The organism is Variovorax sp. OV084 (genome assembly GCF_900111625.1).
In the GTDB taxonomy this organism is placed as follows: domain Bacteria; phylum Pseudomonadota; class Gammaproteobacteria; order Burkholderiales; family Burkholderiaceae_C; genus Variovorax.
In genome coordinates, this window is sequence record NZ_FOII01000003.1 from 124,388 (window position 1) to 149,419 (window position 25,032).

Below are 25,032 nucleotides of genomic sequence, written 5' to 3' on the forward strand. Positions count from 1 at the left end.
TGTAGGTTTGGCCCCACTGCCGCTCTACGCGCCTGTTGCAGCGCTCCGATGCTTTTCAGCCCTTTTGCTGCGCCTTGGCGAAGCTTTCGAGAACGCCGACAAAGCTCGCGGCGGCCGGCGACAGCGAGCGCCGCGCCGCGCTGTAGACGCACACCTCGCGGTGAAAGTCGGGCGATTCGAGCCTCACCATCTGCAGGCCATGGGCGCGCACCAGCGGCGCCGAATAGGTCGGGCACACCGTGAGCCCCAGCCCCGAGGCCACCATGCCGAGGGCGGTGGTCATGTACGACACCTCCTGCGTGGCGGGGCGCAACATGTAGTCGCGCTCTGCCGCGGCCAGCTCGGGCAGCACGCGCTGGCGAAAATCGCGCGTGGGGGCGATGAAGGTGTACGGCTCGAGCTCGTGCCAGCGAACCTTGCGGCGGTTGGCAAAGGCATGGCCGGGCGGGCAGATCAGCCAGTGCCGGTCGCGCAGCAGCGTGCGGCGCTCGATGGCGCTGTCGACGGCCACATCCTGCCCCACGGCCAACTCCACGTCGCCGGCCGTCACCCCTGCGAGCAGGTTCTCGGGCAGCGTGTCGGTCAGGCGCACATCCACGTCGGGGTACTGCTCGCGGTAGAGCGCGATCACGCGCGGCATCAACGTGCAGGCCATGAGCTGCGGCGCCGCAAGCCGTAGCAAGCCTTTCTTCTTGTCACGCAAATCCGTGACGCCGGCCACCGCGCTCGTCAGGTCGCCAAGCAGGCGATGCACCGACGGCAAGAACTCGCGCCCCGCCTCCGACAGCTGCACGCTGCGGGTGTTGCGGTCGAGCAGCTGCACACCCATCTCTCGCTCCAACTCACGCACCAGCACGCTGAGCGCCGACTGCGTGAGGTGCAGCTGCTGCGCCGCCGCGGTGAAGCTGCCGGTTTCGGCCACGGCGGCGAAGGCGCGCAACTGGCGCAGGGTGAGATTCATATATACGGTTATTTCATCAATCGATGAATTAATTTCGATTGCATCATAAGACGCGGCATCGCCCAATAACGGCTCACTGGAGACACGAGCCATGCCGATCCCCCCACCCGTGCGCGGGCTGCACCACTTCGCCTGGCGCTGCCGCGACAGCGAGGAAACCCGCCGCTTCTACGAAGACCTGCTGGGCCTGCCGCTGGCCCACGTCATCAAGAGCGACCACGTGCCGAGCACGGGCGAGTACTGCCCCTACGTGCACATCTTTTTCCAGATGCGCGACGGCTCGTACATCGCCTTCTTCGACCTGGGCGACGACATCGCCGCACTGCCCTCGCCCAACACGCCCTCGTGGGTGAACCACATCGCGCTGCGCGTCGATTCGGTGGCCGACCTGCTGGCGGCCAAGGCGCGGCTCGAAGGCGCGGGCGTCGAGGTACTGGGCGTGACCGACCACCACATCATCGAATCGATCTACTTCTTCGACCCCAACGGCATTCGCGTGGAGCTGACCACGCCGACCGTGCCGCAAGCGGAGATGGACGCGCACGCGCTGCGCGCTCGCGCCGACCTCGATGCGTGGACCGCGCGCAAGGCCGAACTTCGTGCGACAGCAGCAAAGGGTGCGCCGAATGTCTGAGCTGCAACTCGCCGTCATCGACGTGAAGCCCGGCGCGGCGATGGAAAGCCAGTCGGGCCTGCAGATGCTGCGCCCGCGCATCTACGGCGCCTTCCGCGCGCCGCAAGGCCCGAAAAAGGTCGCCGCCATCGTGATGCACCCGACCAGCAACTTCATGGGCCACTACCTGATCGGCCCGCTGGCCGAGCGCGGCATCTGCTGCATGGGGCTCAACTCGCGCTTCGTGGGCAACGACACGGTGCTGCTGATGGAGCGTGCCATTCAAGACCTGGGCGCCGGCGTGCAGTACCTGCGCGCTGCCGGCTACGAAAAGGTGTTTCTCGTCGGCAACTCGGGCGGCGCGGCGCTCGCGAGCTTCTACCAGGCGCAGGCCGAGAAGCTCACGGCCACGCACCTGCCCGACGGTGACCCCACGCACCTGCACCCGAGCGACCTTCCGCCCGTGGACGGCATCGCGCTGTGCGCCGCGCACCTGGGCCGCACGCGGCTGATGCGCGACTGGATCGACCCGTCCGTCACCGACGAGCACGACCCGCTCTCGGTGAACCCCGAACTCGACATGTACGACCCGCGCCACCGCGTGCCCTACGACAGCGACTTTCTCGCGCGCTTCAGCGCTGCGCAGAAGGCGCGGCTGGACCGCATCGAGCAATGGGCCATCGACCGGCTTGCCTTGTTGCGCAACACGCCGGGCGCGCCGCGCGACCAGACCTTCATCGTCTATCGCACGCATGCCGATCCGCGCTGCGTGGACCTGTCGCTCGACCCCAACGACCGCCTTCCGGGCAGCGTGTGGGGCGACGCCCGGCAGGTGAACTACTCGGCCAATGCGATGGGGCGTACCACCTCGCTGACGGCGTTTCTCTCGCAATGGTCGTCGCGCTCGCAGGCCGACGGGCCGACAAACCTTGCGCGCACCACGGTGCCGAAGCTGCTGCTGACCTACACGGGCGACCAGTCGACCTTTCCGAGCACGCGCGATGCGTGGATGGCAGCGGACGAGTCGCGCATCCGAAACGTCGACATCGTCGGCGGCAACCACTACCTCGCGGGGCAGCCGGAGCTGATCCCCAAGGCGGCGGACGCCATCGCCGAGTTCGCGCACGCGCTGTAGAAGAGACATGGAAAACTTTGCTTTCGCGCCGGCCTACGAACTGCCGGTCTGGCCCTTCACGCCACCGCCCGAACTGGGCAGCGCGAAGGTCGTGCGCCACCCCATCGTGATCGTCGGTGCCGGCCCCTCGGGCCTCACGCTGGCCTGCGACCTCGCGCAACGCGGCGTGCGCGCCGTGCTGCTCGACGAAGACGACACCGTCGGCGTGCGCGGCGCCTCGTCGCGCGGCATCTGCTATGCGCAGAAGAGCCTGGAGATCTTCGAACGCCTGGGCATCTACGAACGCATCGCGGCCAAGGGCATCACCTGGTCGTTCGGGCGCACCTTCTCGGGAGAGCAGGAGGTCTACAACTTCAACCTGCAGGCCAACAGCGTCTCGAAGCAGCCGCCCTTCATCAACCTGCAGCAGTTCTACGTCGAGTGGTTTCTGGTCGAGCGCATCCTCGAACTCAGGCTGACCGACCTGCGCTGGAAGAGCCGCGTGACGCGCGTCGAGCAACTGGCCGATGGCGTGCGCCTGGACATCGAAACGCCCGCCGGCAGCTACACCATCGAGGCGGACCGGCTGATCGACGCGACGGGCGCCAACAGCCCGATCCGCACGCAGCTCGGCATCGAGGCGCACGCGTCGCGCAGCACCGACCGCTGGTGCATCAGCGACGTGCGCTTCAGGAAGCCTCTGCCGACCGAGCGCTGGACCTGGGTCGATGCGCCCTTCAACGAAGGCCGCGGCGTGTGGCAGCACCTGATGGCCGACGGCGTGTGGCGCATCGACTACCAGATGCCCGAAGACTGCGACACGGCCTACATCAGCCAGCCCGAAGTGGCGGGCGCGCGGCTGCGCGAGCAACTCGGGCCGGACGTGGAGTTCGAGTTCGTGTGGATCGGGCCGTACGGCTACCGCGACCATCTGCTCGACAGCTTCCGGCATGGCCGCGTGTTCTTCATCGGCGATGCGGCGCATGTGGTGAGTCCGTTCGGCGCGCGCGGGGGCAACAGCGGCATCCAGGATGCGGCGAACCTGGGCTGGAAGCTCGCGCTGGTCGCGCAGGTCAAGGCCGGCGACACCCTGCTCGACAGCTACGACGCGGAACGCCAACCCGCCGCGCAGCAGAACCTGCAGGTGACGAGCCGATCGGCACGCTTCCTGGCGCCGCGCTCGCCGGCCGAGCACACGCTGCGCCGCGCCGTGGTGGCGCTGGCGGCGCGCCATCCCTTTGCGCGGGCGCTGGTGAACACCGGGCGCATGTCGGTCGCCAACGACTACCCGGCCGCGCCGCTGCTGCCCGAAGGCGCGCGCTCGGTGCAGAACCTGCCACTGCGCTGGGCCGATGGCCGCGAGACGACGCTGATGCAACTGCTGTCCGAGGGAACGCACTGCATCGGCCTCTGGTTCGCGCCGACCCGCGAGCAGGCGAAGGCGGCCCTCGATGCCACGGCGTCGCTGCCGCTGCGCCTGCTGGCCGTGGGAGGAGACAGCGGCCTGCCCACGCTGCAGGCCGACGACAGGCTCGCGAGCCATCTCGGCATCGGCGATGCGGGCAGCTTTGCTCTCGTGCGGCCCGACGCCTATCGCGCCGCCGTGCTGGCGAATGCCACGCCGGAAATCATCGCCTCCGCCTTGCGCACCGCGCTGGGCCACGACAGCAACCCATGATCACCGAGCCCCGCATTCCGGACCCCGATGGCTTCTACGCGGCCCTGCTCGCCGCGCACGAAGGCCGCACCGACGCGCAGAGCGCCGACCTCAACGCCCGCCTCGTGCTGCTGCTGGCCAACCAGTGTGCCGACCAAGACCTGCTGCTCGCCTGCATCCGCGCAGCCGCCGAAGACACCACGACAACAACCGCCCCATGACCACTTCCGTCTCTTTCGCCTCTGCGTCCGACACCCGCGAGCAGAAGCCGCAACTGCGCGAGCTCGCGCCCGGTGCCTACGGCTACATCAGCGACTTCGATCCCAACTGCGGCTTCGTCGTCGGCGACGAGCAGGTGGTGCTGATCGACACGCGCCCCACGCCGCGCATGGCGCGCGACTTTCTCGCGGCCATCCGCACGGTGACCGACAAGCCCATCCGCACGATCGTGCTCACGCACTACCACGCAGTGCGCGTGATGGGCGCAAGCGCCTTCGACGAAGTGAAGGACATCATCGCGAGCAACGGCACGCTCTACTGGATCCGCACGCGTGGCCAGGCCGATTTCGATTCGGAGGTCGGCCGCTTTCCGCGCCTGTTCGCCGGCGTCGAGGAGATTCCGGGCCTGACCCTTCCGACGAAGGTCTTCGAGCGCGAGATGACGCTGCAGCTCGGCGGTGGCCGCGAATTGCATCTGAAGGCGCTGGGCCGCGGTCACTCGGGCGGCGACACGGTCGCATGGCTGCCCGACTGCGGCGTGCTGTTCTCGGGCGACGTGGTGGAGAACCGCTGCGGCGTGTACGCGGGCGACGCCTACATCGGCGACTGGGCCGGCACGCTCGACGCGGTGGCGGCGCTGAAGCCGCGCATGCTGGTGCCCGGGCGCGGCGCGGTGCTGCAGGACGAAGCCGCATGCGCCGAGGCCATCGGCCTGACCAAGGCATTTCTCTCGACACTGCTCGACGGCGTGAAGGCCGGCATCGCCGCGGGCGACACGCTCAAGGGCTGCTTTGCGCGCGCCGAAGCGGCGATGACGCCGCGCTTCGGCAACTGGCCCGTGTTCCAGCACGTGCTGCCCTTCGACGTCTCGCGCGCGTACGACGAACTGCGCGGCATCGAGCACCCCGTGGTGTGGACCGCCGAGCGCGACCGCGAGCTGTGGCAGACGCTGCGCGGCGAATGACCTGAACCGATTTCAAAACAAGCAACGGAGACAAGAGACGATGAAGCGATTCCTTCTGCCCCTGCTGAGTGCAGCCCTCACGCTGGCCAGCAGCCTTGCATCGGCGCAGCCGGCCGCCTACCCCAGCCAGCCCGTCAAATGGATCGTGCCCTACGTGGCCGGCGGCGGCACCGACAACCTGGCTCGCACGCTCGCCGAGGCGATGCAGCCTTCGCTCGGGCAGCCGCTCATCATCGACAACCGGCCCGGCGCGTCCACCAACATCGGCGTGTCCGTGATGATGCAGGCCAAGCCTGACGGCTACACGATCATGCAGGCCGAGAACGCGGCGCTGCTCTTCAACGAGCACATGTTCGCCAAGCTGCCGTACAAGCCCGCGAGCGACTTCACCTACATCGGCACCATCGGCCGCTTTCCGGTGGCGCTGGTGGTGCACCCCGACTTTCCCGCGAAGAACGTGGCCGAGTTCGTGCGCTACGTGAAGGCCAACCCCGACAAGGTGAGCTACGCCTCGCCCGGCAACGGCTCGCCGCACCACATGGCGATGGAGCTCTTCAAGCAGAAGGCCGGCCTGACGATCACGCACGTGCCGTACAAGGGCGCCGCGCCCGCCATGACCGACGTGATGGGCGGCCAGGTGCCGACGATGATGCTGGACCTGGCCTCGGGCCTGCCGATCATCAGGTCGGGCAAGGTGCGGGTGCTGGCCATTGCGCTGCCGCAGCGGGCGAGCGCCCTGCCCGAGGTGCCGACCTTCGTCGAGGCTGGTTTCAGCGACGTCAACGCCTACGCCTTCCACGGCCTGATCGGCCCGGCCGGCATGCCGCCCGAAACGGTGGCGCGGCTCAACGGCGAACTGCACAAGGCGATGAAGGCGCCGAAGGTGGTGAAGCTGTTCGCGGACTTCGGCTTCGAGGCGCTGCCCGGAACACCGCAGGATTTCTACAAGCTGTCTCGCGCCGAGAGCGAGCGCTGGGGCAAGATCATTGCGGCCGCCGGCGTGAAGCTGGATTGACGAGCCACGAGCCCCCCGGGCTTTTCACTTCGCTTCGCTGCGTGTAACTCCACCCCCCAAGGGGGAGGCGCGGCCCGCCTTGGGGCGGCCCGGCGGCGGCCGCCCGTTACCAGCCCAGGCCGAGGTGCAGCGGCAGGTACACCGCCATGCCGGCGAGCATGGTGCCGAGCACGCCACGCCGCCAGTAGAAATACGCCGCGCCGACGACCGCCGCATACAGGCGGGCGTCGTGCAGCGTGGTGATGAGATGGCCCTGCGTCATGACGATCTCGGGCGCGATCACGCCCGCGAGCGCGGCGGCCGGCGCGTAGTGCAGCGCGCGGTGCGCCCACTCGGGCAGGCCCCAGGGCCGGTCGAGGATGAAGAAGAAGCAGCGCGTGAGCACGGTGACGAGCGCCAGCCCGACGATCACGCCCATGGTCCACCAGTCGGTGGTCGCGCTCGCGCCGCTCACTTGTCGTCCTCCGCGGTGGGGTCGAGGCCGAACTGCTTTTCGAGCCAGAAGCACAGCAGCACGGCCACGCCGATGGCGACCACGATGTTGAGCTTCAGCGGCAGCGAGTAAGCCGCGACGGCAGTGGCGCCGGCAATCAGCGCGGCCAGCACGCGCAGGCGCGTCGTTGCCATCGAGCAGACGATGGCCACCAGGCTCAGCACGCCAGCAAAGCTCAGGCCCCAGGTCTGCGGAATGAAGTTGGCCAGCGCCACGCCCAGCAGGCTCATGCCCATCCAGGCGCCCCAGGTCACGAAGTAATTGCCGGTGAGGTAGGCCTCTTGCGACTCCTGCTCGGCGATGGTCAGCGGCGGCTTCGGGTACTTCTTCGTGAAGAGCGCGTAGCTCATGTCCGCCGTGAGGTAGCCGTGCGTCATGCGGCGCCAGCGCGGCATGTGCATGAGGTAGGGCCGCAGGTGCAGGCTGAACACCACGAAGCGCAGGTTGACGCAGAAGCCCGTGGCCAGGATCACCCAGGCGGGGGCGCCGGCAAACAGCAGCGGAATGGCTGCGAGTTGCGAGCTGCCCGCGTAGACCAGCAGCGTCATCGCGAGCGCCTCGACCGTGCTCATGTTCGACTTGACCATGGCCACGCCGGTCATGAGGCCCCAGGCGCCGATGCCCATCGCCACCGGGGACATGTCGCGCATGCCGACGCGGAATTCAGGGCGGCTGCGGATGCTTTTCGAGAGAAACATCAGCCGAACACCTGCCCGGGCTTCAGGTCGAAGCCGCGCAGGAAATCGGCCACGGGCAGGCGCTTGCCGCCCGGACGCTGGAGTTCGGTGACGTTGACGACCGAGCCGGCGGCCGCGACGGCCACGCCGGCATCGCTGACGGCCAGGATCGTGCCCGGCGCGGCGGACGCCTCGGGCGAGCCTGCAGAGTGGGCGGCCCAGAGCTTGACGGTCTCGCCGTCGAGCGGGCTGTTGGCCCCCGGGAACGGGTCGAAGGCACGAATGCGGCGCACGATGGCGTCGGCCGGCTGGGCCCAGTCGATCAGCGCTTCGTGCTTCTCGACCTTGTTGGCGTAGGTGACGCCTTCGGCGGGCTGCGGCGTGCGAGTGAGCGTGCCGATGCGCGCCAGCGCCTCGACGATCATCTTTCCGCCCAGATCGGCCAGGCGGTCGTGCAGGCGTGCGGTGTTGTCGTCGCTGCCGATGTCGACGGCCTCGCGCAGCAGCATGTCGCCGGTGTCGAGGCCGGCGTCCATCTGCATGATGGTGATGCCGGTCTGGGCGTCGCCCGCCTCGATGGCGCGGTGGATGGGCGCAGCGCCGCGCCAGCGCGGCAGCAGGCTGGCGTGGATGTTGAGGCAGCCGTGCGCCGGCAGGTCGAGCACCCACTGGGGCAGGATCAGGCCATAGGCCGCGACCACCATCACGTCGGGCCTGGCGGCCAGCAGGGTGTCGCGCGCGGCCGAGGCCTCGTCGGGGTACTTGCCATCCAGTCGCAGGCTGCGCGGCTGGGCCACGGGCCAGTTGTTGGCAACAGCACACTGCTTGACGGGGGAGGCCTGCAGCTTCATGCCACGGCCGGCGGGGCGGTCGGGCTGGCTCATCACCAGCACGATGTCATGGCCGGCGGCGGCAATGGCTTCGAGGGCGACGCGCGCGAACTCGGGCGTGCCCGCAAAAATGACTCTGAGGCGGCTCAATCCCGGATCCGATCGAAATCGAGATCGTCCCCCGTGTGATAGCGACGGGCCACGCCGGTCGGATCGATGTAGATGTACAGCATGCGGCGCTCGTTCACGGCCTTGTAGCGCCAAGTCCAGACCGCGCCGTCAAAGGAGCTGACACGGGTGATTTCATAGGGACGGCCATAGAAGGCCATCACGTCGTTCTGGCGCCACTGGTTGACCTTGATGTCGTAGCCGAAGCGCGCTTCGCTGAGCACCTGCGTCACCGAGACGACCTTGCCCGAGGCGTCGACGTCGATGTCGGTGACCTCGAAGCCGGCCGGCATGCGCGAGTACTGCAGCCGCTCGCCACCACCAGTGAGCGGGTAGCGACCGGTGGGGGCGCCCAGGCGCTGCAGGGTGTCGGCGGCGGTGGCACCGGGTTGCACGCGCGTGGGTTCGTTGGCGCAGCCGGCAATGAGTCCCAGCCCGGCGACCGCGAAGACCCCCAGTGCCGCAAGGGAGCCGAAGCGCCGTGCCGCCATGGCGTTCAAGCCCTTTCCCGCATGTCTTCGCGCTGTTGCTTCAGCAGCTTGCTCTTGATGCGGTTGCGCTTCAGGGGGGAGAGGTATTCGACGAACACCTTGCCCAGCAGGTGGTCGAGTTCGTGCTGGATGCACACGGCCAGCAAGCCGTCGGCCTCGATGCTGCGCGATTCGCCGTTCTCGTCGAGCGCCTGCACCTTGACCGAGGTCGAGCGCATCACACCGTCGTAGATGCCGGGCACCGACAGGCAGCCTTCTTCATTCAGCACCTTTTCGTCGCTGGCCCATGTGATTTCGGGGTTGATCAGCACGATCGGCTGGTTACGCTCCTCGGACACGTCGATGACGACGAGGCGCTCGTGCACGTCGACCTGGGTCGCTGCCAGGCCGATGCCGTTGGCGTCGTACATGGTTTCCAGCATGTCGGCGACCAGGGTCTTGATGCGCGCGTCGACGCCCTGCACCGGCTTGGCCACGGTGTGCAGGCGTTTGTCCGGGTAACTCAGAATGATTCGTTTGGCCATGAAATCGGGGGAAAGTTGTGGCTATTTTCGCCAATTCCGCGACGTGACGCGCCATCTGGCCCCGAAAACGTTGCCCTCCCAAGGGGTTCAGCGCAGAATTCGTAGCAAATTGTGAGATTCGTATGCGCAGCGATACGTCGCGCGCTCACCCATCCAGACATGAAAAAGCTCAGACTCACCGACCGCCAGCGCCCCTCCCTCCTTGCCACGCTGACAGCCCTGGCGGTGATCGGCAGTTGCGGCGCCACGACAGCCTGGGCTCAAAACTACCCCGTCACGCCGCAGCAGCGCGCCACCGCCCAGCAGACCGCCCAGGCCGGTGTGCCGCTGAACGAACTGTCGCCCAAGGCGCCCGACGAATACACCGTCAAGTCAGGCGACACGCTCTGGGCCATCTCCCGCCTCTACCTGCTGCACCCCTGGCGCTGGCCGGAGCTGTGGGGCATGAACATCAATGAAATCGCCAACCCGCACCGGATCTATCCGGGCCAGGTGCTCTACCTGGACAAGAGCGGTGGCCGCGCCCGCCTGACCACCCGCCGCGGCGGCTTCAGCGGCGACGGCGGAACCATCAAGCTGTCACCTCGCACCCGTTTCGACTCGCTGGCCGGCATGGCACTGCCCACGCTCAACCCGAGCATCATCGAGCCCTTCCTCAGCGAACCCATCGTGGTGGACGCCGGCACGCTGGAAAGCGCCCCGCGGATCGTCGCGGGCAACGACAGCCGCGTGCTGCTGTCGCGCGGCGACCGGGCCTATGCCCGCGGCAACGCCGAATCGCCGCTGGTCGAGGTGCCGGGCCCGGTGCAGAACTTCCGCATCTTCCGCAACGCCACGCCGCTGAAGGACCCGGGCACGGGCGAAATCCTCGGCTACGAGGCTCAGTACCTGGGCAAGGCCCGGCTGCAGCGCGGCGAATCGACCACCGTCGAAACGGTGGAAGACAAGGACGTCATCACCGTGGTGCCCGCCAGCATCGACATCATCGCGTCGCGCGAGGAAATGCGCGCCGGCGACCGCCTGCTGCCCGAGCCGCCGCGCCAACTGCTGAGCTACGTGCCGCGCGCACCGTCGACACAGGTCGACGGCCGCATCATCTCGGTCTACGGCAACGCGGTGCAGTTCGCGGCGCAGAACCAGGTGGTGGCCATCAACAAGGGCACGCGCGACGGCATCGACAACGGCCACGTGCTGGCCATCCTGAAGAACGGCGAGACCATCCTCGACCGCACCGGCACCCGCAAGGAAACCATCAAGCTGCCGAACGAACGCATCGGCCTGCTGATGGTGTTCCGCACCTTCGAGAAGGTTTCGTACGCACTGGTGCTCGAAATCAACGACACTCCGCGCGCCGGCGACTTCCTCGTCAATCCCTGACCTGCGACTCCGGCTTTCCTTCTCGACACTCGTTTGGAACGCGCAGAACTCGCAGGCTGGCTGCGACTTTCACTGACGCCCGGCATCGGTGACGGTGCCGCGCGCCGTTTGCTCGCGGCCTTTGGCCTGCCCGAGGGCGTCTTCGCGCAGCCGCATGCCGCGCTGCGCGAGGTCGTCTCCTCTGCGCAGGCCGAGGCGCTGCTGCAACCGCCCGTGGGCTTGCAGACACAGATCGACCAGACCTGGCAGTGGCTCCACACGACCGACAACGGTGTCTCGCGCCGTGTCGTGACGCTGGGCGATGCCAGCTACCCGGCCTCGCTGCTCGAAATGGCCGACCCGCCGTTGATGCTCTACGTGGTCGGCGCCGCCGGCTTCGACCTCACGCAGCTCGGCCACAGCATTGCCGTGGTGGGCAGCCGCAATCCAACGCCGCAGGGCGCGACCAATGCGCGCAGCTTCGCGCGGGCGCTGGGCGAGGCGGGCTTGCCCGTGGTCTCAGGACTCGCGCTGGGCGTGGACGGTGCGGCGCACCAGGGCGCGCTCGATGCGGCCGGCGACGCCTCGCGGCTCGCGACTGTGGCCGTGGTGGGCACCGGGCTCGACCGCGTCTACCCCGCGCGGCACCGCGACCTGGCGCACCGCATCACGCTGCAGGGGCTGATCGTGAGCGAGCTGCCGCTGGGCACGCCGCCCCTCACGCAGAATTTTCCGAAGCGCAACCGGCTCATCGCCGGGCTTGCACGCGGCACGCTGGTGGTCGAGGCGGCGCTGCAGTCGGGCTCGCTGATCACCGCGCGGCTCACGTCGGAGCAGGGCAAGGAAGTGTTCGCCATTCCGGGCTCGATCCATTCGCCGCAATCGCGCGGCTGCCATGCGCTGATCCGCCAGGGCGCGAAGCTGGTGGAGTCGGTGAGCGACATCCTCGAAGAACTTCCGCCCCTCGGGGCACCAGCTGCGGCCGCGCCCTCTGCCGGCAACGGGCACCCGGCCGCCACCACCGAAGACCCGCTGCTGGAGGCCCTCGGCTTCGACCCCGTCAGCCTCGACGCACTGAGCGCGCGCACCGGATGGAGTGCGGCCGCGCTGCAGGCGAAGATGCTCGAACTCGAGCTGGAAGGCCATATCTCACGCCTGCCGGGCGGACTCTTCCAGCGAGCGGCTTCCACCTAGTCTGGATTGCACGAACGTCGGCTATATTGGGCTCATGTTCGAAGTGCTTGTTTTTGTGTACGAAAACTATTGGCGCGGCGATGCCTGCCCAGAGCCGGAGCAACTGGGCCGCAAGCTCAGTGCACACGGCTTCGAGGCAGAAGAAATCCGCGAGGCCCTTCACTGGCTCGACGGCCTCAGCCTTGCAACGCAAGGCATGCAGATCGAACGCAGCGCCAACGACGAGGCCAGCGCCACGGTCATTCTTCGGGGCACACCCGAAGCGGCAATGCCCCAATCTGACGACGCGATGCGCGTCTATTCGCAGGCCGAGCAGGAACACCTTGGCGCCGAGTGCCTCGGCTTCATCCGCTTTCTCGAATCATCGAACGTGCTGCCCTGCGGCTTGCGCGAGATCGTCGTTGAGCGCGCAATGGCCGCGCCTGGCGACCCGGTGGCGCTCGACGAGCTGAAGATCATCGTGTTGATGGTGCACTGGAGCACCGGCATCGAGCCCGATGCGCTGGTGCTCGACGAACTGTGCGAGAGCCGCGAAGGCCGCACGGCACACTGACCCAGGCTCGCCGCTAGTTCAGCAGCCGTTCCGGGTTGGCATCCAGCTTCGCCAGCGCCTCGCGCGTGGCGCGCACCGTGAGCGTTTCTTCTTCCGCCGGCACCAGCAGGCCCGCCTGCAGGTAGGTTGCGAGCCGGCCGGCTTGAATGAGGAAGCTGCGCCCGTCCGACGTCGCGAACAGATGCAGTTGCTTGCGCTCGCTGCGCCAGACGAACTGCACCTGGCTCACGCGGTCGTTGTGGTCGAGCATGAACCAGTTGCCCACCTGCAGCTCGTGCGCCCAGGCAATCATGTCCTCGGGCACCCTGGCGCCGGCGGCGTCCGGTATGACTTCGATCGACGCTGCATCCACGCCCAGCAGCAGTTCGATGCTGTGGGCATCGAGCGGCAGGTCGGCGGTGCCGCCCACGTCGCTCACGAAGTCTTCCAGGTGCGCCAGCCGCTCGGCCATCGCCTCGATCTTGGCCTGCGGAATGGCTTCGGTCTTCGACAGGAAGGCGTCGGACAGCGTGGCGCCGATGGTCTTGATATGGGCCTCCTGCGGCTCGTCGACGATGCCCAGCAGCGCCATGCCCTGGCGCAGGCGCTGCAGCAACTGCGGCAGGTCCTGGATGACGCGGGCGCGGTCGGTGCGGTTGGGCTTGGCGCTCGCGGCCCACACCAGCTCGGAGGCCACGCGCTTGAGCATGACGGTCTGCTCGCCCTGCGCGCCGTAGCGCAGCGCGGCAATGGCCAGCACCTCAGCCCAGATCTTGAAAAGGAACTCGCGGATCTCGTCGCGCACCGGCATGTCGTTGAGCATCTTGCGCAACTCGATGGTGTACTGGATCGCCATCGTTTCCTTCTGCTCGACCTGCTGCGCCACGCTCATCACGCGCTGCGTGGTGTCGCTCTGCGTCAGGTAGCGGTTGAGGAAGGCAACGAATTCGTCGAACACCAGCTTGAACACGCGCTGGCCGGTTTCGGGGTATTGCTCGATCACCTGCACCACGCGGCGGATCTCGCCTTCGAGCGCGCTGCCGGTGATGGCTGCCGCGTCGAAGCCCATGACGCACGAGCCCATGCGGTCGATCAGCATGCGTGCGGGGTGCTGCAGGGTGCCGAAGAACTCGGGCTCGGCAATGGCCACGCGCAGCACGGGCATCTGCAGGCGCGCGAACCACACGCGGGCCGAAAACGGAATTCGCTCCTCGGCAAGGATGGCCTGGAACATCAGCGCCACGATCTCGACCGTGGCCTTGTCGGCCGTGGTGGGCGCGCGTTTCTTGAGCTCGGTGCTGCGCCGGCGCAGGTCGACCGCCGTCTGCTGGATCAGCGTGGCCTGTTCGGCCGCGCCGTCCATGTACTGCGTGGCAGCCATCCGGTAGGCGACCTCGGCGTCGGCGATGGCACCGGCGAAGGTCCTGGAGAACACGCGGGGCGCCGCAATGCCGCCGCCCTGGCCCGGTTGGCCGCTGCCACCCGTGGCGCGCCCTTCCGCGCCCGCAGTCTGGAACTGTGCGGCGGAGCCGCCCGCCTCGCCGCCGATGCGCGCCGTCACGAAGCGCTTGAGGCTCAGCAGCGCGGTCTGCGCTCGCTGCCGCGCAATTGAGAGCGGCGAGCCGCCGGTGGTCGACGCGGGCGCCGCGGCCACGGTCGACGGCACGGATGCCTGCTGTCCTCCGAATCCATAACCAGGCCGCTGCGCGCTGTGGGGTCCGCCAGAGGACATGCCGCTGTCCACCGGCGCGGCGCCCGATCCACCACCGCTGCCACCGCCGCCCCCCGCACTGCCAGTGCGACGGACGAAGCTCTTGAGGTCGATCTCCTGCATCACGCCATTGGCGATCAGGTAGGCATTGGCGCTCTCGTAGGCCTTGACGACCACTTCGACCAGACCCTGCTGCACCGTGTCCTGCACCCGGGTCCAGAGCCCGCGGCTCAGGCCGACCGCCAGCCATTGCTCGACCAGCAGCTTGGCCAGCGTCTCGGGCTTGAGCACGTCCTTGGCGTCGAGTTCGGTGGTGCCTTCGAGGTGCTGGATGCGCAGGCGCAGATCGCTGAGTTCGAAGCTGGCCTTGTCGTGGATCAGCTGCGCGAGGCGCGAGGAGAGGATGTTGCTTTCCACCACTTCGTCGCCGATCAGCTCGAGCCGCAGCGCCGAAGGCAGCGTCGACGGACTGCCGGAGCCGGCGCCCAGCGCCTTGCGCCAGCCGGTCTGCGAGAGCGTCACCCACTGCGTGGCCTGTCCCTGGAAGGCGACGAAGTCGTCGCGGTTTTCCTGCATGGCGCGGGCGGTGCCGGCCTCGGAGGACAGCGACGTCAGCCGGTCCCGGATCGCGCGGGCCAGCGGCGCAATGGCGCCTTCCGTGGCCAATACGAAACGCTCACGCGTCTCGCGTGCGAGCTGCAGGGAAGAGGCGGACCGCGCAATGCTCATTGAAAAGTCGGAAAGGCCTGGGTGATCGATTCATCGGCAACAACCGCGAGCTTGCATCGGGAAGCGCTACCGCACAAGTGCGAAGAGTACCCGGCGTTGCCTGCGGACCGCGGTAGCAGCATTGCCGCCACCGCTTTGTTGAACCCCGAAGTATCCGTCAGACCACGGCGCCGGCGTTCGGGTCGTCTTCGGACTCGCCGTCGCGCTTGGCCGGGCCGCCCTTGATCAGGTCTTCGCGCTTCACGCCGAGCCACATGGCGATTGCCGCCGCCACGAAGGCCGACGAGTAGATGCCGAAGCAGATGCCGATGGTCAGCGCCAGCGCAAAGTAGTGCAGGGTCGGGCCGCCGAAGAAGAACATCGACAGCACCACCAGCTGGGTGGAGCCGTGGGTGATGATGGTCCGGCTGATGGTCGAGGTGATCGCGTTGTCGATGATCTCGGTGGTCGACATCTTCCGGTAGCGGCGGAAGTTCTCGCGGATCCGGTCGAAGATCACGACCGACTCGTTCACCGAATACCCCAGCACCGCCAGCACCGCCGCCAGCACCGCCAGCGAGAACTCCCACTGGAAGAAGGCGAAGAAGCCCAGGATGATCACCACGTCGTGCAGGTTGGCCAGCACGGTAGCCAGCGCAAACTTCCATTCGAAGCGGAACGCCAGGTAGATCATGATGCCGACGACCACCATGGCCAGGGCCTTCAGGCCGTTGGTGGTGAGCTCGTCGCCGACCTGCGGGCCGACGAATTCGTTGCTGCGCAGTTCCACCGTCGGCTCGGCCGCCTTCAGCGCGGTCATCACCTCGGCGCTCTGCTGGGCGGAAGTTGCCCCCTTCTTCACGGGCAGGCGGATCTGCACCGACTTGCCGAAGCTCTGCACCTGCACTTCGGTGTAGCCCAGCGTGCCGACGATTTCGCGGACCTTGCCGACATCGGCCGACTGCGTGTAGGCGACTTCCATCACCGTGCCGCCGGTGAACTCCACCGACAGGTGCAGCCCGCGGTGGAGCAGGAAGAACACCGCCAGCGCGAAGGTGACGAAGGAAACGATGTTCAGCACCAGCGCGTGGCGCATGAACGGGATGGTCTTGTGGATGCGGAAGAATTCCATGACTGTCTCTTCTGCCTCTTACTTCGTTTCGGCCACGGCAGCGCCGTCGGTCTTGGGGCGCCAGACCGTGCCGATGGACACCGTCTTGAGCTTCTTCTTCTGGCCGTACCAGAAGTTCACGAGGCCGCGCGAGAAGAACACCGCCGAGAACATCGAGGTGACGATGCCGATGCAGTGCACCACCGCGAAGCCGCGCACCGGGCCCGAGCCGAAGGCCAGCAGCGCGATGCCCGCGATCAGCGTGGTCACGTTGGAGTCGAGGATGGTGCCCCAGGCACGCTCGTAGCCCGCATGAATGGCCGCCTGCGGCGACGCCCCGTTGCGAAGTTCTTCGCGCACGCGCTCGTTGATCAGCACGTTGGAGTCGATGGCCACGCCGATGGCAAGCGCCATGGCCGCGATGCCCGGCAGCGTGAGCGTGGCCTGCAGGATCGAGAGAATGGCCACCAGCAGCATCAGGTTGACGGCCAGCGCGATCGACGAGAACAGGCCGAACAGCGCGTAGTAGATGCACATGAACACCATGATCGCGGCGAAGCCGTACATCACGCTGTCGAAGCCCTTCTTGATGTTCTCCGCGCCCTGCGTCGGGCCGATGGTGCGTTCCTGGATGATTTCCATCGGCGCGGCCAGCGAGCCGGCGCGCAGCAGCAGCGCGAGGTCGTTGGCTTCGGCCACGGTCATCGAACCCGACACCTGGAAGCGGTTGCCCAGCTCGCCGTTGATCGACGGGGCCGTGAGCACTTCGCCCTTGCCCTTCTCGAAGATCAGCATGGCCATGCGCTTCTTGTAGTTCTCGCGGCTGACGTCACGCATGATGGTGCCGCCCTTGGAGTCCATGGTCAGGTCGACCTTGGGCTGGTTGCTCTGCTGGTCGAAGCCGGGCTGCGCGTCGGTGAGGTTCTCGCCGGTGACCAGCACCTGCTTCTTCACGATCACCGGACGGCCCGAGCGGTCGAGGAATTTCTCGGAACCGAAGGGCACCGGACCGCCGTTCAGTTCGGCCGAGCGGCCTTCGGCGCTTTCGTCCACCAGGCGCATTTCGAGCGTGGCGGTGCGGCCGATGATCCGCTTGGCCTGGGCCGGGTCCTGCATGCCGGGCAGCTGCACGACGATGCGGTCGATGCCCTGCTGCTGGATCACCGGCTCGGCCACGCCGAGTTCGTTGATCCGGTTGTGCAGCGTCGTCACGTTCTGCTTGAGTGCCGCGTCCTGGATGCGGCGCGCGGCTTCGGGCTTGATGCTGGCCACGATGCGCCATTCGGAGCCCTGCTGGCTCTCGACCGTGGTGAGGTCGGGCATCTGGTCCTGGATCAGGCGCCGGGCGGTTTCCACGCTGTCGGCGTCGCGCAGCGTGATCTCGACGGTCTGGCCGTTGCGGTTCACGGCGCTGCCGCGAACCTTCTTTTCGCGCAGGCCCATGCGGATGTCGCCGGCGAAGGACTCGGCCTTCTTGTCGAGCACGCCGCGCATGTCGACCTGCAGCAGGAAGTCGACGCCGCCGCGCAGGTCGAGGCCCAGGTACATCGGGAAGGCGTGCAGCGCGGTCAGCCACGAGGGCGAGCGCGATACCAGGTTCAGCGCCACCACGTAGGAGGGGTCGTCCGCATCGGGCACCAGCGCCTGCTGCAGCGTGTCGCGTGCCTTGATCTGGTCGTCGGTGGTGGCAAAGCGCGCACGCACCGCGGTGGGTTCGAGGCTCAGCAGATCGGGCGTGAGGCCGGCCGTCTTGAGCAGGCCTTCGACCCTGGCCTGGGTAGCCGCGTCGATCTTGACGGTGGACTTGGCCGCCGACACCTGCACTGCAGGCGCCTCACCGAAGAAATTGGGCAGGGCGTAGACGAGTCCCACGAGCAACACGATCACGATGATCGCGTACTTCCAGACCGGGTAACGGTTCATGAGAGGGCGCTTTTTACAAGCTTTTCAGAAATGGAACACGGCGTGAAATGGGGCCCTGCGCCGCAAAGCGCAAGGCTCGGCTCACGCTTTTATTTGACGGCGCCCTTGGGCAGGACCTGCACGACGGCGCTGCGCTGGATCTTGATCTCGATGCCGTTGGCGATCTCGAGGCCGAGGTACTGGTCGCCCAGCGAGGTGATCTTGCCGAGCACGCCGCCGGCGGTGGCGACTTCGTCGCCCTTGGCCAGGGCTTCGATCATGGCGCGGGCTTCCTTCTGGCGCTTCATCTGGGGCCGGATCATGACGAAATACAGCACCACGAACATCAGCACCAGGGGCAGCATGCTGCCGAGGGAAGACAACATGTCACCGCCGCCGGCTGCAGCGGGCGCGGTCTGGGCGAAAGCAGAGGAAATGAACAAGAGAGTCTCCAGCAGAGGGAAGAGAAAACGAGAGGAGCGCGGACCGGGGTCCGTCATTCCGCCTCTTTCGCGGCTTCGCGGCCACAAGGGAAACGGGCCGCAAATCAAAGCTTGGCGGGGCTTGGCCGCGCACAGCACCGGGCATTGTATTCGGGGCGGATAGCCGCTCCGGGCGCTTATCCGGCGCGGTGGGGAGGGCTTTCCTGCTATTCGGGCTGATCGTGTTTTGCTACGTTTTCAATAGCAAAGGGCGCCCATGGGCGCCCTTTGCATGATCAATCAGCCCTGAAAATCAGGCCGCCACGCGCTGCGCCTGCGGGTTGCGCCACTTGGCCATCAGTTCGCTCCAGCGGGTGCGGGCCGCTGCCAGGTTGCGATCCTTCACGTGGCCGTAGCCGCGGATCTGCTCGGGCAGGCTGGCGATCTCCAGCGCCAGCGCGTGGTTGTCGGCGCGCAGGGCGCCGATCACTTCCTCGATGCTGGCGCGGTATTCGCCGATCAGCGCGCGCTCGGTCTTGCGCTCTTCGGTGCGGCCGAAGATGTCGAGCGCCGTGCCGCGCAGGCCCTTGAGCTTCGCGAGGAACCTGAAGCCAGTGAGCATCCAGGGGCCGAACTTCTGCTTCTGCAGCTGCCCCTTGGAGTTCTTCTTCGCGATGATCGGCGGAGCCAGGTGGTAGTTGAGCTTGTAGTCACCTTCGAACATGCCCTCGACGCGGTCGAGGAAAGTGCGGTCGGTGTGCAGGCGGGCGACTTCGTACTCGTCCTTGTATGCCATCAGCTTGAACAGGTAGCGCGCGACCGCCTCGGTCAGCGCCGTGCTCTTGCCGGTGGCCGACTCGGCCTGCTGCACCTTGCCCACGAACTGCCTGTATTCGTCGGCATAGGCCGCGTTCTGGTAACCGGTCAAGAACTCCACGCGGCGCGCCACGATGGCCTCGACCGACTCGCGCTTCTTGAACTCGATGACCTGGCCAGGGCGCACGCGCTTTTGCAGTTCTTCGGGGCGCACCGCTGCCTGGCGGCCCCATTCGAACGCCGTCTTGTTGTTCTCGACCGCCACGGCGTTCAGCTCGATGGCGCGCATCAGCGACTCGTGCTCCAGCGGGATCCAGCCCTTCTGCCAGGCGTAGCCCAGGATCATCGGGTTGACGTAGATGGTGTCGCCCATCAGCGTGGTCGCGGCGGCGTCGGCGTCGAAGGTGCCCATGCCGTCGATGCCCACGGCGCGCGCGATCTCGGCTGCGCAGGCGTCTTCGGGGTTCTGCCAGTTGGCGTTGCGCACGAAGGCGGCCGTCGGTGCGCTGTGGCTGTTGAGCGCCACGTGCGTGCGCCCTTCGCGCATGCGCGCCATGGTTTCGGCATTCACCGTGACCAGCGGATCGCAGGCCAGGATCAGGTCGGCCGCCGCGGTGCCCACGCGCGTGGTGCGGATGTCGTCCTGCGTGTCGCCGATGAGCACGTGGCTCCAGGTGGCGCCGCCCTTTTGCGCAAGGCCGGCCGCGTCCTGCGTGACGATGCCCTTGGCCTCGATGTGCGCGGCCATGCCCAGCAGCTGGCCGATGGTGATCACGCCGGTGCCACCAACGCCCGCCACCACCACGCCCCAGACCTTGCCGCCCACCAGCGACGGAATCGCGGGCTCGGGCAGCAGGCCGAACTCGGCCGGCGTGGCCGCCTTGTTCTTGCCCTTCTTCATGAGCTGGCCGCCTTCGACCGTCACGAAGCTCGGGCAGAAGCCCTTCAGGCAGCTCATGTCCTTGTTGCAGCTGCTCTGGTTGATGGTGCGCTTGCGGCCGAATTCGGTCTCCAGCGGCTCCACGCTCAGGCAGTTGCTCTGCACGCTGCAGTCGCCGCAGCCTTCGCAGACCAGCTCGTTGATGACCACGCGCTTGGCCGGGTCGACGGCTGTGCCCCGCTTGCGGCGGCGGCGCTTCTCGGTGGCGCAGGTCTGGTCGTAGATGATGGCCGTGGTGCCGGGGATCTTGCGGAACTCGCGCTGCACGTCGTCGAGCAGGTCGCGGTGCTTGACCTGCACGTGGTCGCCGGGGATGTTCACGCCCTCGTACTTCTCGGGCTCGTCGGTGACGATGACGACCTTCTTGGCGCCCTCGGCATGCAGGCTCTCGGCAATCTGCAGCACCGAGTGGCCTTCGGGCCGTTCGCCGACCTGCTGGCCGCCCGTCATGGCGACCGCGTCGTTGTAGAGGATCTTGTAGGTGATGTTCACGCCCGCCGCGATGCTCTGGCGAATGGCGAGCAGGCCGCTATGGAAGTACGTGCCGTCGCCCAGGTTCGCGAAGATGTGCTGGTCGGTCGTGAAGGGCTGCTGGCCCACCCATGGCACGCCCTCGCCGCCCATCTGCGTGAAGCCGATGGTGGAGCGGTCCATCCAGGTCGCCATGAAGTGGCAGCCGATGCCGCCCATCGCGCGCGAGCCTTCGGGCACCACGGTGCTGGTGTTGTGCGGGCAGCCCGAGCAGAACCAGGGCTGGCGCGTGGCGTCGACCACGCTGGTGGAAGCCTGCTGCACCACCATCGAACGCTCCTTGGCTTCGAGGATGGCGAGCTGCGCGTCGATGCGCGCGGCCATGTCCGCACCGGCGGCGGCCAGCAGGCCGGTCTTCCTGAGGCGCGTGGCGATGGCCTTGGCGATGAGCGCGGGGTTCAGGTCGGCGTTGGCGCGCAGCAGCGTGTGGGAGGTCGGGTTGGGCATCGACCATTCACCGCCCGAGTAGCCCTCGGCCGCATGCACCTCGCCCTCGTCGAACTTGCCGACCACGTTGGGCCGCACGTCGGGGCGCCAGTTGTAGAGCTCTTCCTTGAGCTGGTATTCGATGACCTGGCGCTTCTCCTCGACCACCAGGATCTCTTGCAGGCCGGTGGCGAATTCGCGCGTGAGCTGCGCTTCCAGCGGCCACACCACGCCCACCTTGTGCAGGCGAATGCCGAGCTGGCGGCAGGCCGCGTCGTCCAGGCCCAGGTCGATCAGCGCCTGGCGGGTGTCGTTGTAGGCCTTGCCGCTGGCCATGATGCCGAAGCGGTCGTTCGGGCCCTGAATGACGTTGTGGTTCAGCCGGTTGGCGCGGATGTAGGCCAGCGCGGCGTACCACTTGTAGTGCATGAGCCGGGCTTCCTGCTCCAGCGCATGGTCGGGCCAGCGGATGTGCAGGCCGCCGGGCGGCATTTCGAAGTCGGTGGGAATGACGATCTCGACGCGCTCGGGGTCGATCATGGCCGTGGCGCTGGACTCGACGATTTCCTGGATCGTCTTCATGCCCGACCACACGCCCGAGAAGCGGCTCAGCGCGAAGGCGTGGATGCCCAGGTCGAGAATTTCCTGCACGTTCGCCGGGAAGAACACCGGCGTGCCGCAGGCCTTGAAGATGTGGTCGCTCTGATGCGCGGCCGTGCTGCTCTTGGAGATGTGGTCGTCGCCCGCCACAGCGATCACGCCGCCGAACTCGGTGGTGCCGGCCATGTTGGCGTGCTTGAACACGTCGGAGCAGCGGTCCACGCCCGGGCCCTTGCCGTACCAGATGCCGAAGACGCCGTCGAACTTGTTGGTGCCCTGCGGGGAGAAGCCCAGCTGCTGGGTGCCCCACAGCGCGGTGGCGGCCAGCTCTTCGTTCACGCCGGGCTGGAAGACGATGTTCTGTTCCTTGAGGAACTTGCTGGCCTTCCACAGCGCCTGGTCGTAGCCGCCGAGCGGGGAGCCGCGATAGCCGCTGATGAAGCCGGCGGTGTTCTTGCCGGCCTGCTGGTCGCGCAGGCGCTGCAGCATGGGCAGCTTGACGAGGGCCTGGACGCCGCTCATGAAGGCACGGCCGTAGTCCAGAGAGTATTTGTCGTCGAGCGTGACGGTCTCCAGGGCCTTGCGAATGTGCGCAGGTAGCGGTGCATTCATGTTCTTTGTCTCCGTATGGCAGGGCCTTGTGAGCCTGGCTGATTACTGTGGGTCTGTGCCCGGGTAGGGCACGAGCCCATGATCGTGCAAAGTGTATGCCGGGGTCCGCGACAGGTGTTTGCGTTCTTTGCCCTGAAAAACCCGCTTCCAGAAAGAATCTTGCTTAAGATTGCCATCCATGGAAAGCATTGACAAGTTCGACCTCGCAATCCTGCAAGAACTGCAGGCCGACGGCCGCCTCACGAATGCCGAGCTTGCGCAGCGCGTGGGCCTCTCGGCCGCGCCCTGCTGGCGCCGGGTGCGCGCGCTGGAAGAGGCCGGCTTCATCAAGGGCTATCACGCCGAAATCGACCGCCACAAGATCGGCCTGGGCGTGCTCGCCTTCGTGCGGGTCGATACCGAGCGCGTCACCCACGAGGCCACCCGCCGGCTGGAAGACGCGATCCGCAAGCTGCCCGACGTGATCGCCTGCCACTACATCAGCGGCACCGGCACCTTCGAGCTGCAGGTGGTGGCGCAGGACCTCGACAGCTTCTCGGCCTTCGCGCGCCAGCACCTGATGAACCTGCCGAACGTGAAGGACCTGCACACCAGCTTCTCGCTGGGCGAGGTGAAGGCCAGCAGCGCGCTGCCGCTGGGCCATCTCGGCGGTTCCGCTCGGACGCGCGCGTCCTAGGTCAGCGCCGCTCCCCTCGGCTGGCCTCGCGGATCGCGCGGAATTCCGACCCCTGCCCCCACTCCGGCCAGCGGCGGCTGTTGGCCAGCGTCTCGCCCACGCGATAGAGCAGCGGCAGGTCGTGCGCCATGCCGGTGAAGGACCAGTCGGCGCGCCATTCGTCGGCCGGCTGGTGGTAGCGCTCGGCGGTGTAGGCCTTGCTGGCCGCTTCGCCGGCCGCGAGGCCGCCTTCCACCAGGTCGTTGCCGGAGGCGAAGGACAAGGCCGGCACACCGCGCTTGGCAAACGAGAAATGGTCCGAGCGGAAGAAATAGCCGGCTTCGGGGTGCGGGTCCGGCGCATAGGCCAGGCCGAAGCCCTTGGCCTGCTCGACCAGCAGATCCTGCAATTGCGAGGCCGCGCTGCCCGAGGTGCTGAAATTGCGCGCCGGGCCTTCCGGGCCGAGCGCATCCATGTTGATGACAGCCACGGTCCGCGCCAGCGGATACAGCGGTTTGGCGCCGTAGTACTCGGAGCCGAGCAGGCCGCGCTCCTCGGCCGTCACGGCCAGGAAGACGACGGAGCGCTCGGGCTTCCTGGGGGCGCTCGCGAAGGCGCGGCCCATCTCGATCAGCGCGGCCAGCCCCGTGCCGTTGTCGACCGCGCCGTTGTAGATCTTGTCGCCCCTGGCATCGGGCGCGCCCACGCCCAGGTGGTCCCAGTGGGCGCTGTAGATCACCGTCTCGCCCGGCCGCTTGCGGCCCTCGACGCGGCCCACCACGTTCTTCGAGACGATCACCTGCCGGTCGATCGCGTACTCGGCCGACAGGCTCGCGTCCTTCAGCGGCTGCGGCTGGAACTCGCGCGTCTGCGCGAGCTTCTTCTGCACCTCGAAGTCCAGCCCCGCGCGGCGCAGCAGGTCGACCGCCACGTCGCGCTGTATCCAGCCCTCCAGCTTCGGGTGCACCGACGCGGGTTGCTCGCGCTCGATGTCGAGCATGGTCGCGGTGTTGGAGTTCTTGACCGTGGCCCAGCCGTAGGCGGCAGGCGCTGTCTCGTGGACGATCAGCACGCCCAGCGCGCCGCGGCGCGCGGCCTCCTCGAACTTGTAGGTCCAGCGGCCGTAGTAGGTCATGGCCTTGCCGCCGAAGTCGCCGCTGCCGGTCTCGAAGTCGGGGTCGTTCACCAGCACCACGGCGATCTTGCCCTTCAGGTCGACGCCCTTGTAGTCGTCCCAGCGCCGCTCGGGCGCACTCACGCCATAGCCCACGAAGACCAGCGGCGCCTGCTGGATCGACACCGCGGTCGAGCCGTCGAGCGCCGCGCGCACCGCGATCTGCTCGCCCTGCGCCAGCGCGTCTCGCTGCGTGCCCACCTGCAGCGTGATCTGCGGCGTACCGCGGAACTCGGTCTTCACCAGCGGCACCGACTGCGTCCAGCCGCGCCGGCCGCCTTCGAGATCGCCGCCGGGTGCGAGGCCCGCGGCCTTGAACTGGGCCACGAGATAGTCGACCGTCTTGGCCTCCGCTGGCGTAGCCGGCGCGCGGCCTTCGAAGTCGTCGCCGGAAACCGTCTTCACGATCTGCGACAGGCGCTGCGGATCGAAGCGCGGCGCCGGAGGATCAGCCGCCAGCGCGCTCGCAGCGCTGCATGTGAGGCCGATGCCACAGAGAAGAAAAGCAAGCCGCGAGGTCGTCATGCAAGGCTCCTGAACCGGAAAGCTCCGGATACTAGTCAGCAGGCCACGTTCGCTCCCCGATGCCCTTCATCTCTCCCGGAGAACCTTAGTT

22 protein-coding genes are annotated in these 25,032 nt (G+C 67.5%); 10 read left to right on the forward strand and 12 right to left on the reverse strand.

The window, feature by feature from the left end:
* Positions 1-55 precede the first annotated feature (55 nt).
* A complete protein-coding gene (locus BMW87_RS10675) occupies positions 56-961 on the reverse strand; it encodes a LysR family transcriptional regulator (protein ID WP_093076194.1) in 906 nt (301 codons plus the stop codon).
* A gap of 91 nt (positions 962-1,052) precedes the next feature.
* Here BMW87_RS10675 and BMW87_RS10680 point away from each other — a divergent pair, with 91 nt between their 5' ends.
* From BMW87_RS10680 to BMW87_RS10705, 6 genes are read left to right on the forward strand one after another with little or no spacing between them, the layout of a single operon-like run.
* Positions 1,053-1,595 (forward strand): VOC family protein, encoded by a 543-nt coding sequence (locus BMW87_RS10680; protein WP_093055393.1) that lies wholly within the window; start codon positions 1,053-1,055, stop codon positions 1,593-1,595.
* Positions 1,588-2,709, forward strand: a complete 1,122-nt coding sequence (locus tag BMW87_RS10685; RefSeq protein ID WP_093076196.1) for an alpha/beta hydrolase family protein — start codon at positions 1,588-1,590, stop codon at positions 2,707-2,709. Before BMW87_RS10680 ends, BMW87_RS10685 begins: the two co-directional genes overlap by 8 nt.
* A 7-nt stretch (positions 2,710-2,716) precedes the next feature.
* Positions 2,717-4,366 (forward strand): FAD-dependent oxidoreductase, encoded by a 1,650-nt coding sequence (locus tag BMW87_RS10690; protein WP_093076197.1) that lies wholly within the window; start codon positions 2,717-2,719, stop codon positions 4,364-4,366.
* Positions 4,363-4,566: a DUF2783 domain-containing protein gene (locus BMW87_RS10695; protein ID WP_093076199.1), complete on the forward strand. Its 204-nt coding sequence runs from the start codon at positions 4,363-4,365 to the stop codon at positions 4,564-4,566. Before BMW87_RS10690 ends, BMW87_RS10695 begins: the two co-directional genes overlap by 4 nt.
* Positions 4,563-5,528, forward strand: coding sequence for an MBL fold metallo-hydrolase (locus BMW87_RS10700; RefSeq protein ID WP_093076200.1), 966 nt, complete (start codon positions 4,563-4,565; stop codon positions 5,526-5,528). Before BMW87_RS10695 ends, BMW87_RS10700 begins: the two co-directional genes overlap by 4 nt.
* 40 nt (positions 5,529-5,568) lie before the next feature.
* Positions 5,569-6,543 (forward strand): Bug family tripartite tricarboxylate transporter substrate binding protein, encoded by a 975-nt coding sequence (locus BMW87_RS10705; RefSeq protein ID WP_093076202.1) that lies wholly within the window; start codon positions 5,569-5,571, stop codon positions 6,541-6,543.
* A gap of 106 nt (positions 6,544-6,649) precedes the next feature.
* On the opposite strand, the gene BMW87_RS10710 is transcribed toward BMW87_RS10705, so the two are convergent.
* Genes BMW87_RS10710 through def form a run of 5 tightly spaced genes read right to left on the reverse strand, consistent with a single transcriptional unit; the run spans position 6,650 to position 9,726 of the window.
* Entirely contained in the window at positions 6,650-6,961 is a 312-nt protein-coding gene (locus BMW87_RS10710; RefSeq protein WP_093055509.1) for an AzlD domain-containing protein, read from the reverse strand.
* Between the two features lie 32 nt (positions 6,962-6,993).
* Positions 6,994-7,734: an AzlC family ABC transporter permease gene (locus BMW87_RS10715; RefSeq protein ID WP_093055381.1), complete on the reverse strand. Its 741-nt coding sequence runs from the start codon at positions 7,732-7,734 to the stop codon at positions 6,994-6,996.
* Positions 7,734-8,693, reverse strand: coding sequence for a methionyl-tRNA formyltransferase (gene fmt, locus BMW87_RS10720; RefSeq protein ID WP_093076204.1), 960 nt, complete (start codon positions 8,691-8,693; stop codon positions 7,734-7,736). The genes BMW87_RS10715 and fmt overlap by 1 nt, the downstream gene beginning before the upstream one ends.
* Positions 8,690-9,202 carry a hypothetical protein gene (locus tag BMW87_RS10725; RefSeq protein WP_093076205.1) on the reverse strand — a complete coding sequence of 171 codons (513 nt, stop codon included), beginning with the start codon at positions 9,200-9,202 and terminating at the stop codon, positions 8,690-8,692. Before BMW87_RS10725 ends, fmt begins: the two co-directional genes overlap by 4 nt.
* Before the next feature lie 5 nt (positions 9,203-9,207).
* A complete protein-coding gene (gene def, locus BMW87_RS10730) occupies positions 9,208-9,726 on the reverse strand; it encodes a peptide deformylase (RefSeq protein WP_093055375.1) in 519 nt (172 codons plus the stop codon).
* 159 nt (positions 9,727-9,885) lie between these two features.
* Between def and BMW87_RS10735 the strand changes: the two genes are divergently transcribed.
* From BMW87_RS10735 to BMW87_RS10745, 3 genes are read left to right on the forward strand one after another with little or no spacing between them, the layout of a single operon-like run.
* Positions 9,886-11,103 carry a LysM peptidoglycan-binding domain-containing protein gene (locus BMW87_RS10735; protein ID WP_093076207.1) on the forward strand — a complete coding sequence of 406 codons (1,218 nt, stop codon included), beginning with the start codon at positions 9,886-9,888 and terminating at the stop codon, positions 11,101-11,103.
* 33 nt (positions 11,104-11,136) lie between these two features.
* Positions 11,137-12,276: a DNA-processing protein DprA gene (dprA, locus tag BMW87_RS10740; protein WP_093076209.1), complete on the forward strand. Its 1,140-nt coding sequence runs from the start codon at positions 11,137-11,139 to the stop codon at positions 12,274-12,276.
* Positions 12,277-12,310: 34 nt separating this feature from the next.
* Positions 12,311-12,829 (forward strand): Smg family protein, encoded by a 519-nt coding sequence (locus tag BMW87_RS10745; protein ID WP_093055369.1) that lies wholly within the window; start codon positions 12,311-12,313, stop codon positions 12,827-12,829.
* Positions 12,830-12,842: 13 nt separating this feature from the next.
* On the opposite strand, the gene BMW87_RS10750 is transcribed toward BMW87_RS10745, so the two are convergent.
* The 5 genes from BMW87_RS10750 to BMW87_RS10770 form a co-directional block, all read right to left on the reverse strand.
* Entirely contained in the window at positions 12,843-15,248 is a 2,406-nt protein-coding gene (locus BMW87_RS10750) for a DUF1631 family protein (RefSeq protein WP_093076210.1), read from the reverse strand.
* A 157-nt stretch (positions 15,249-15,405) separates the two neighbouring features.
* On the reverse strand, positions 15,406-16,359 hold the full coding sequence (gene secF / locus BMW87_RS10755; RefSeq protein WP_093055365.1) for a protein translocase subunit SecF: 954 nt from the start codon (positions 16,357-16,359) through the stop codon (positions 15,406-15,408).
* 18 nt (positions 16,360-16,377) lie between these two features.
* Entirely contained in the window at positions 16,378-18,261 is a 1,884-nt protein-coding gene (gene secD / locus BMW87_RS10760; RefSeq protein WP_093055363.1) for a protein translocase subunit SecD, read from the reverse strand.
* 89 nt (positions 18,262-18,350) lie between these two features.
* Positions 18,351-18,683, reverse strand: coding sequence for a preprotein translocase subunit YajC (yajC, locus tag BMW87_RS10765; protein WP_013544185.1), 333 nt, complete (start codon positions 18,681-18,683; stop codon positions 18,351-18,353).
* 292 nt (positions 18,684-18,975) lie between these two features.
* Positions 18,976-22,587, reverse strand: a complete 3,612-nt coding sequence (locus BMW87_RS10770; protein WP_093076212.1) for an indolepyruvate ferredoxin oxidoreductase family protein — start codon at positions 22,585-22,587, stop codon at positions 18,976-18,978.
* 178 nt (positions 22,588-22,765) lie between these two features.
* On the opposite strand from BMW87_RS10770, the gene BMW87_RS10775 reads away from it, so the two are divergent.
* On the forward strand, positions 22,766-23,263 hold the full coding sequence (locus BMW87_RS10775) for an Lrp/AsnC family transcriptional regulator (RefSeq protein WP_093076214.1): 498 nt from the start codon (positions 22,766-22,768) through the stop codon (positions 23,261-23,263).
* Between the two features lies 1 nt (position 23,264).
* Here BMW87_RS10775 and BMW87_RS10780 read toward each other — a convergent pair whose 3' ends face one another.
* On the reverse strand, positions 23,265-24,941 hold the full coding sequence (locus BMW87_RS10780; protein ID WP_093076215.1) for a M28 family metallopeptidase: 1,677 nt from the start codon (positions 24,939-24,941) through the stop codon (positions 23,265-23,267).
* Between the last annotated feature and the right edge of the window lie 91 nt (positions 24,942-25,032).

Coding starts and splice junctions, on each gene's coding strand:
- BMW87_RS10695 (WP_093076199.1), top strand. CDS start 4,363: ATGATCACCGAGCCCCGCATTCCGGACCCCGATGGCTTCTACGCGGCC.
- BMW87_RS10685 (WP_093076196.1), top strand. CDS start 1,588: ATGTCTGAGCTGCAACTCGCCGTCATCGACGTGAAGCCCGGCGCGGCG.
- BMW87_RS10745 (WP_093055369.1), top strand. CDS start 12,311: ATGTTCGAAGTGCTTGTTTTTGTGTACGAAAACTATTGGCGCGGCGAT.
- BMW87_RS10735 (WP_093076207.1), top strand. CDS start 9,886: ATGAAAAAGCTCAGACTCACCGACCGCCAGCGCCCCTCCCTCCTTGCC.
- secF (WP_093055365.1), bottom strand. CDS start 16,359: ATGGAATTCTTCCGCATCCACAAGACCATCCCGTTCATGCGCCACGCG.
- BMW87_RS10770 (WP_093076212.1), bottom strand. CDS start 22,587: ATGAATGCACCGCTACCTGCGCACATTCGCAAGGCCCTGGAGACCGTC.
- BMW87_RS10710 (WP_093055509.1), bottom strand. CDS start 6,961: ATGGGCGTGATCGTCGGGCTGGCGCTCGTCACCGTGCTCACGCGCTGC.
- BMW87_RS10705 (WP_093076202.1), top strand. CDS start 5,569: ATGAAGCGATTCCTTCTGCCCCTGCTGAGTGCAGCCCTCACGCTGGCC.
- BMW87_RS10780 (WP_093076215.1), bottom strand. CDS start 24,941: ATGACGACCTCGCGGCTTGCTTTTCTTCTCTGTGGCATCGGCCTCACA.
- secD (WP_093055363.1), bottom strand. CDS start 18,261: ATGAACCGTTACCCGGTCTGGAAGTACGCGATCATCGTGATCGTGTTG.
- BMW87_RS10750 (WP_093076210.1), bottom strand. CDS start 15,248: ATGAGCATTGCGCGGTCCGCCTCTTCCCTGCAGCTCGCACGCGAGACG.
- BMW87_RS10675 (WP_093076194.1), bottom strand. CDS start 961: ATGAATCTCACCCTGCGCCAGTTGCGCGCCTTCGCCGCCGTGGCCGAA.
- BMW87_RS10680 (WP_093055393.1), top strand. CDS start 1,053: ATGCCGATCCCCCCACCCGTGCGCGGGCTGCACCACTTCGCCTGGCGC.
- BMW87_RS10700 (WP_093076200.1), top strand. CDS start 4,563: ATGACCACTTCCGTCTCTTTCGCCTCTGCGTCCGACACCCGCGAGCAG.
- BMW87_RS10775 (WP_093076214.1), top strand. CDS start 22,766: ATGGAAAGCATTGACAAGTTCGACCTCGCAATCCTGCAAGAACTGCAG.
- BMW87_RS10725 (WP_093076205.1), bottom strand. CDS start 9,202: ATGGCGGCACGGCGCTTCGGCTCCCTTGCGGCACTGGGGGTCTTCGCG.
- def (WP_093055375.1), bottom strand. CDS start 9,726: ATGGCCAAACGAATCATTCTGAGTTACCCGGACAAACGCCTGCACACC.
- BMW87_RS10690 (WP_093076197.1), top strand. CDS start 2,717: ATGGAAAACTTTGCTTTCGCGCCGGCCTACGAACTGCCGGTCTGGCCC.
- BMW87_RS10715 (WP_093055381.1), bottom strand. CDS start 7,734: ATGTTTCTCTCGAAAAGCATCCGCAGCCGCCCTGAATTCCGCGTCGGC.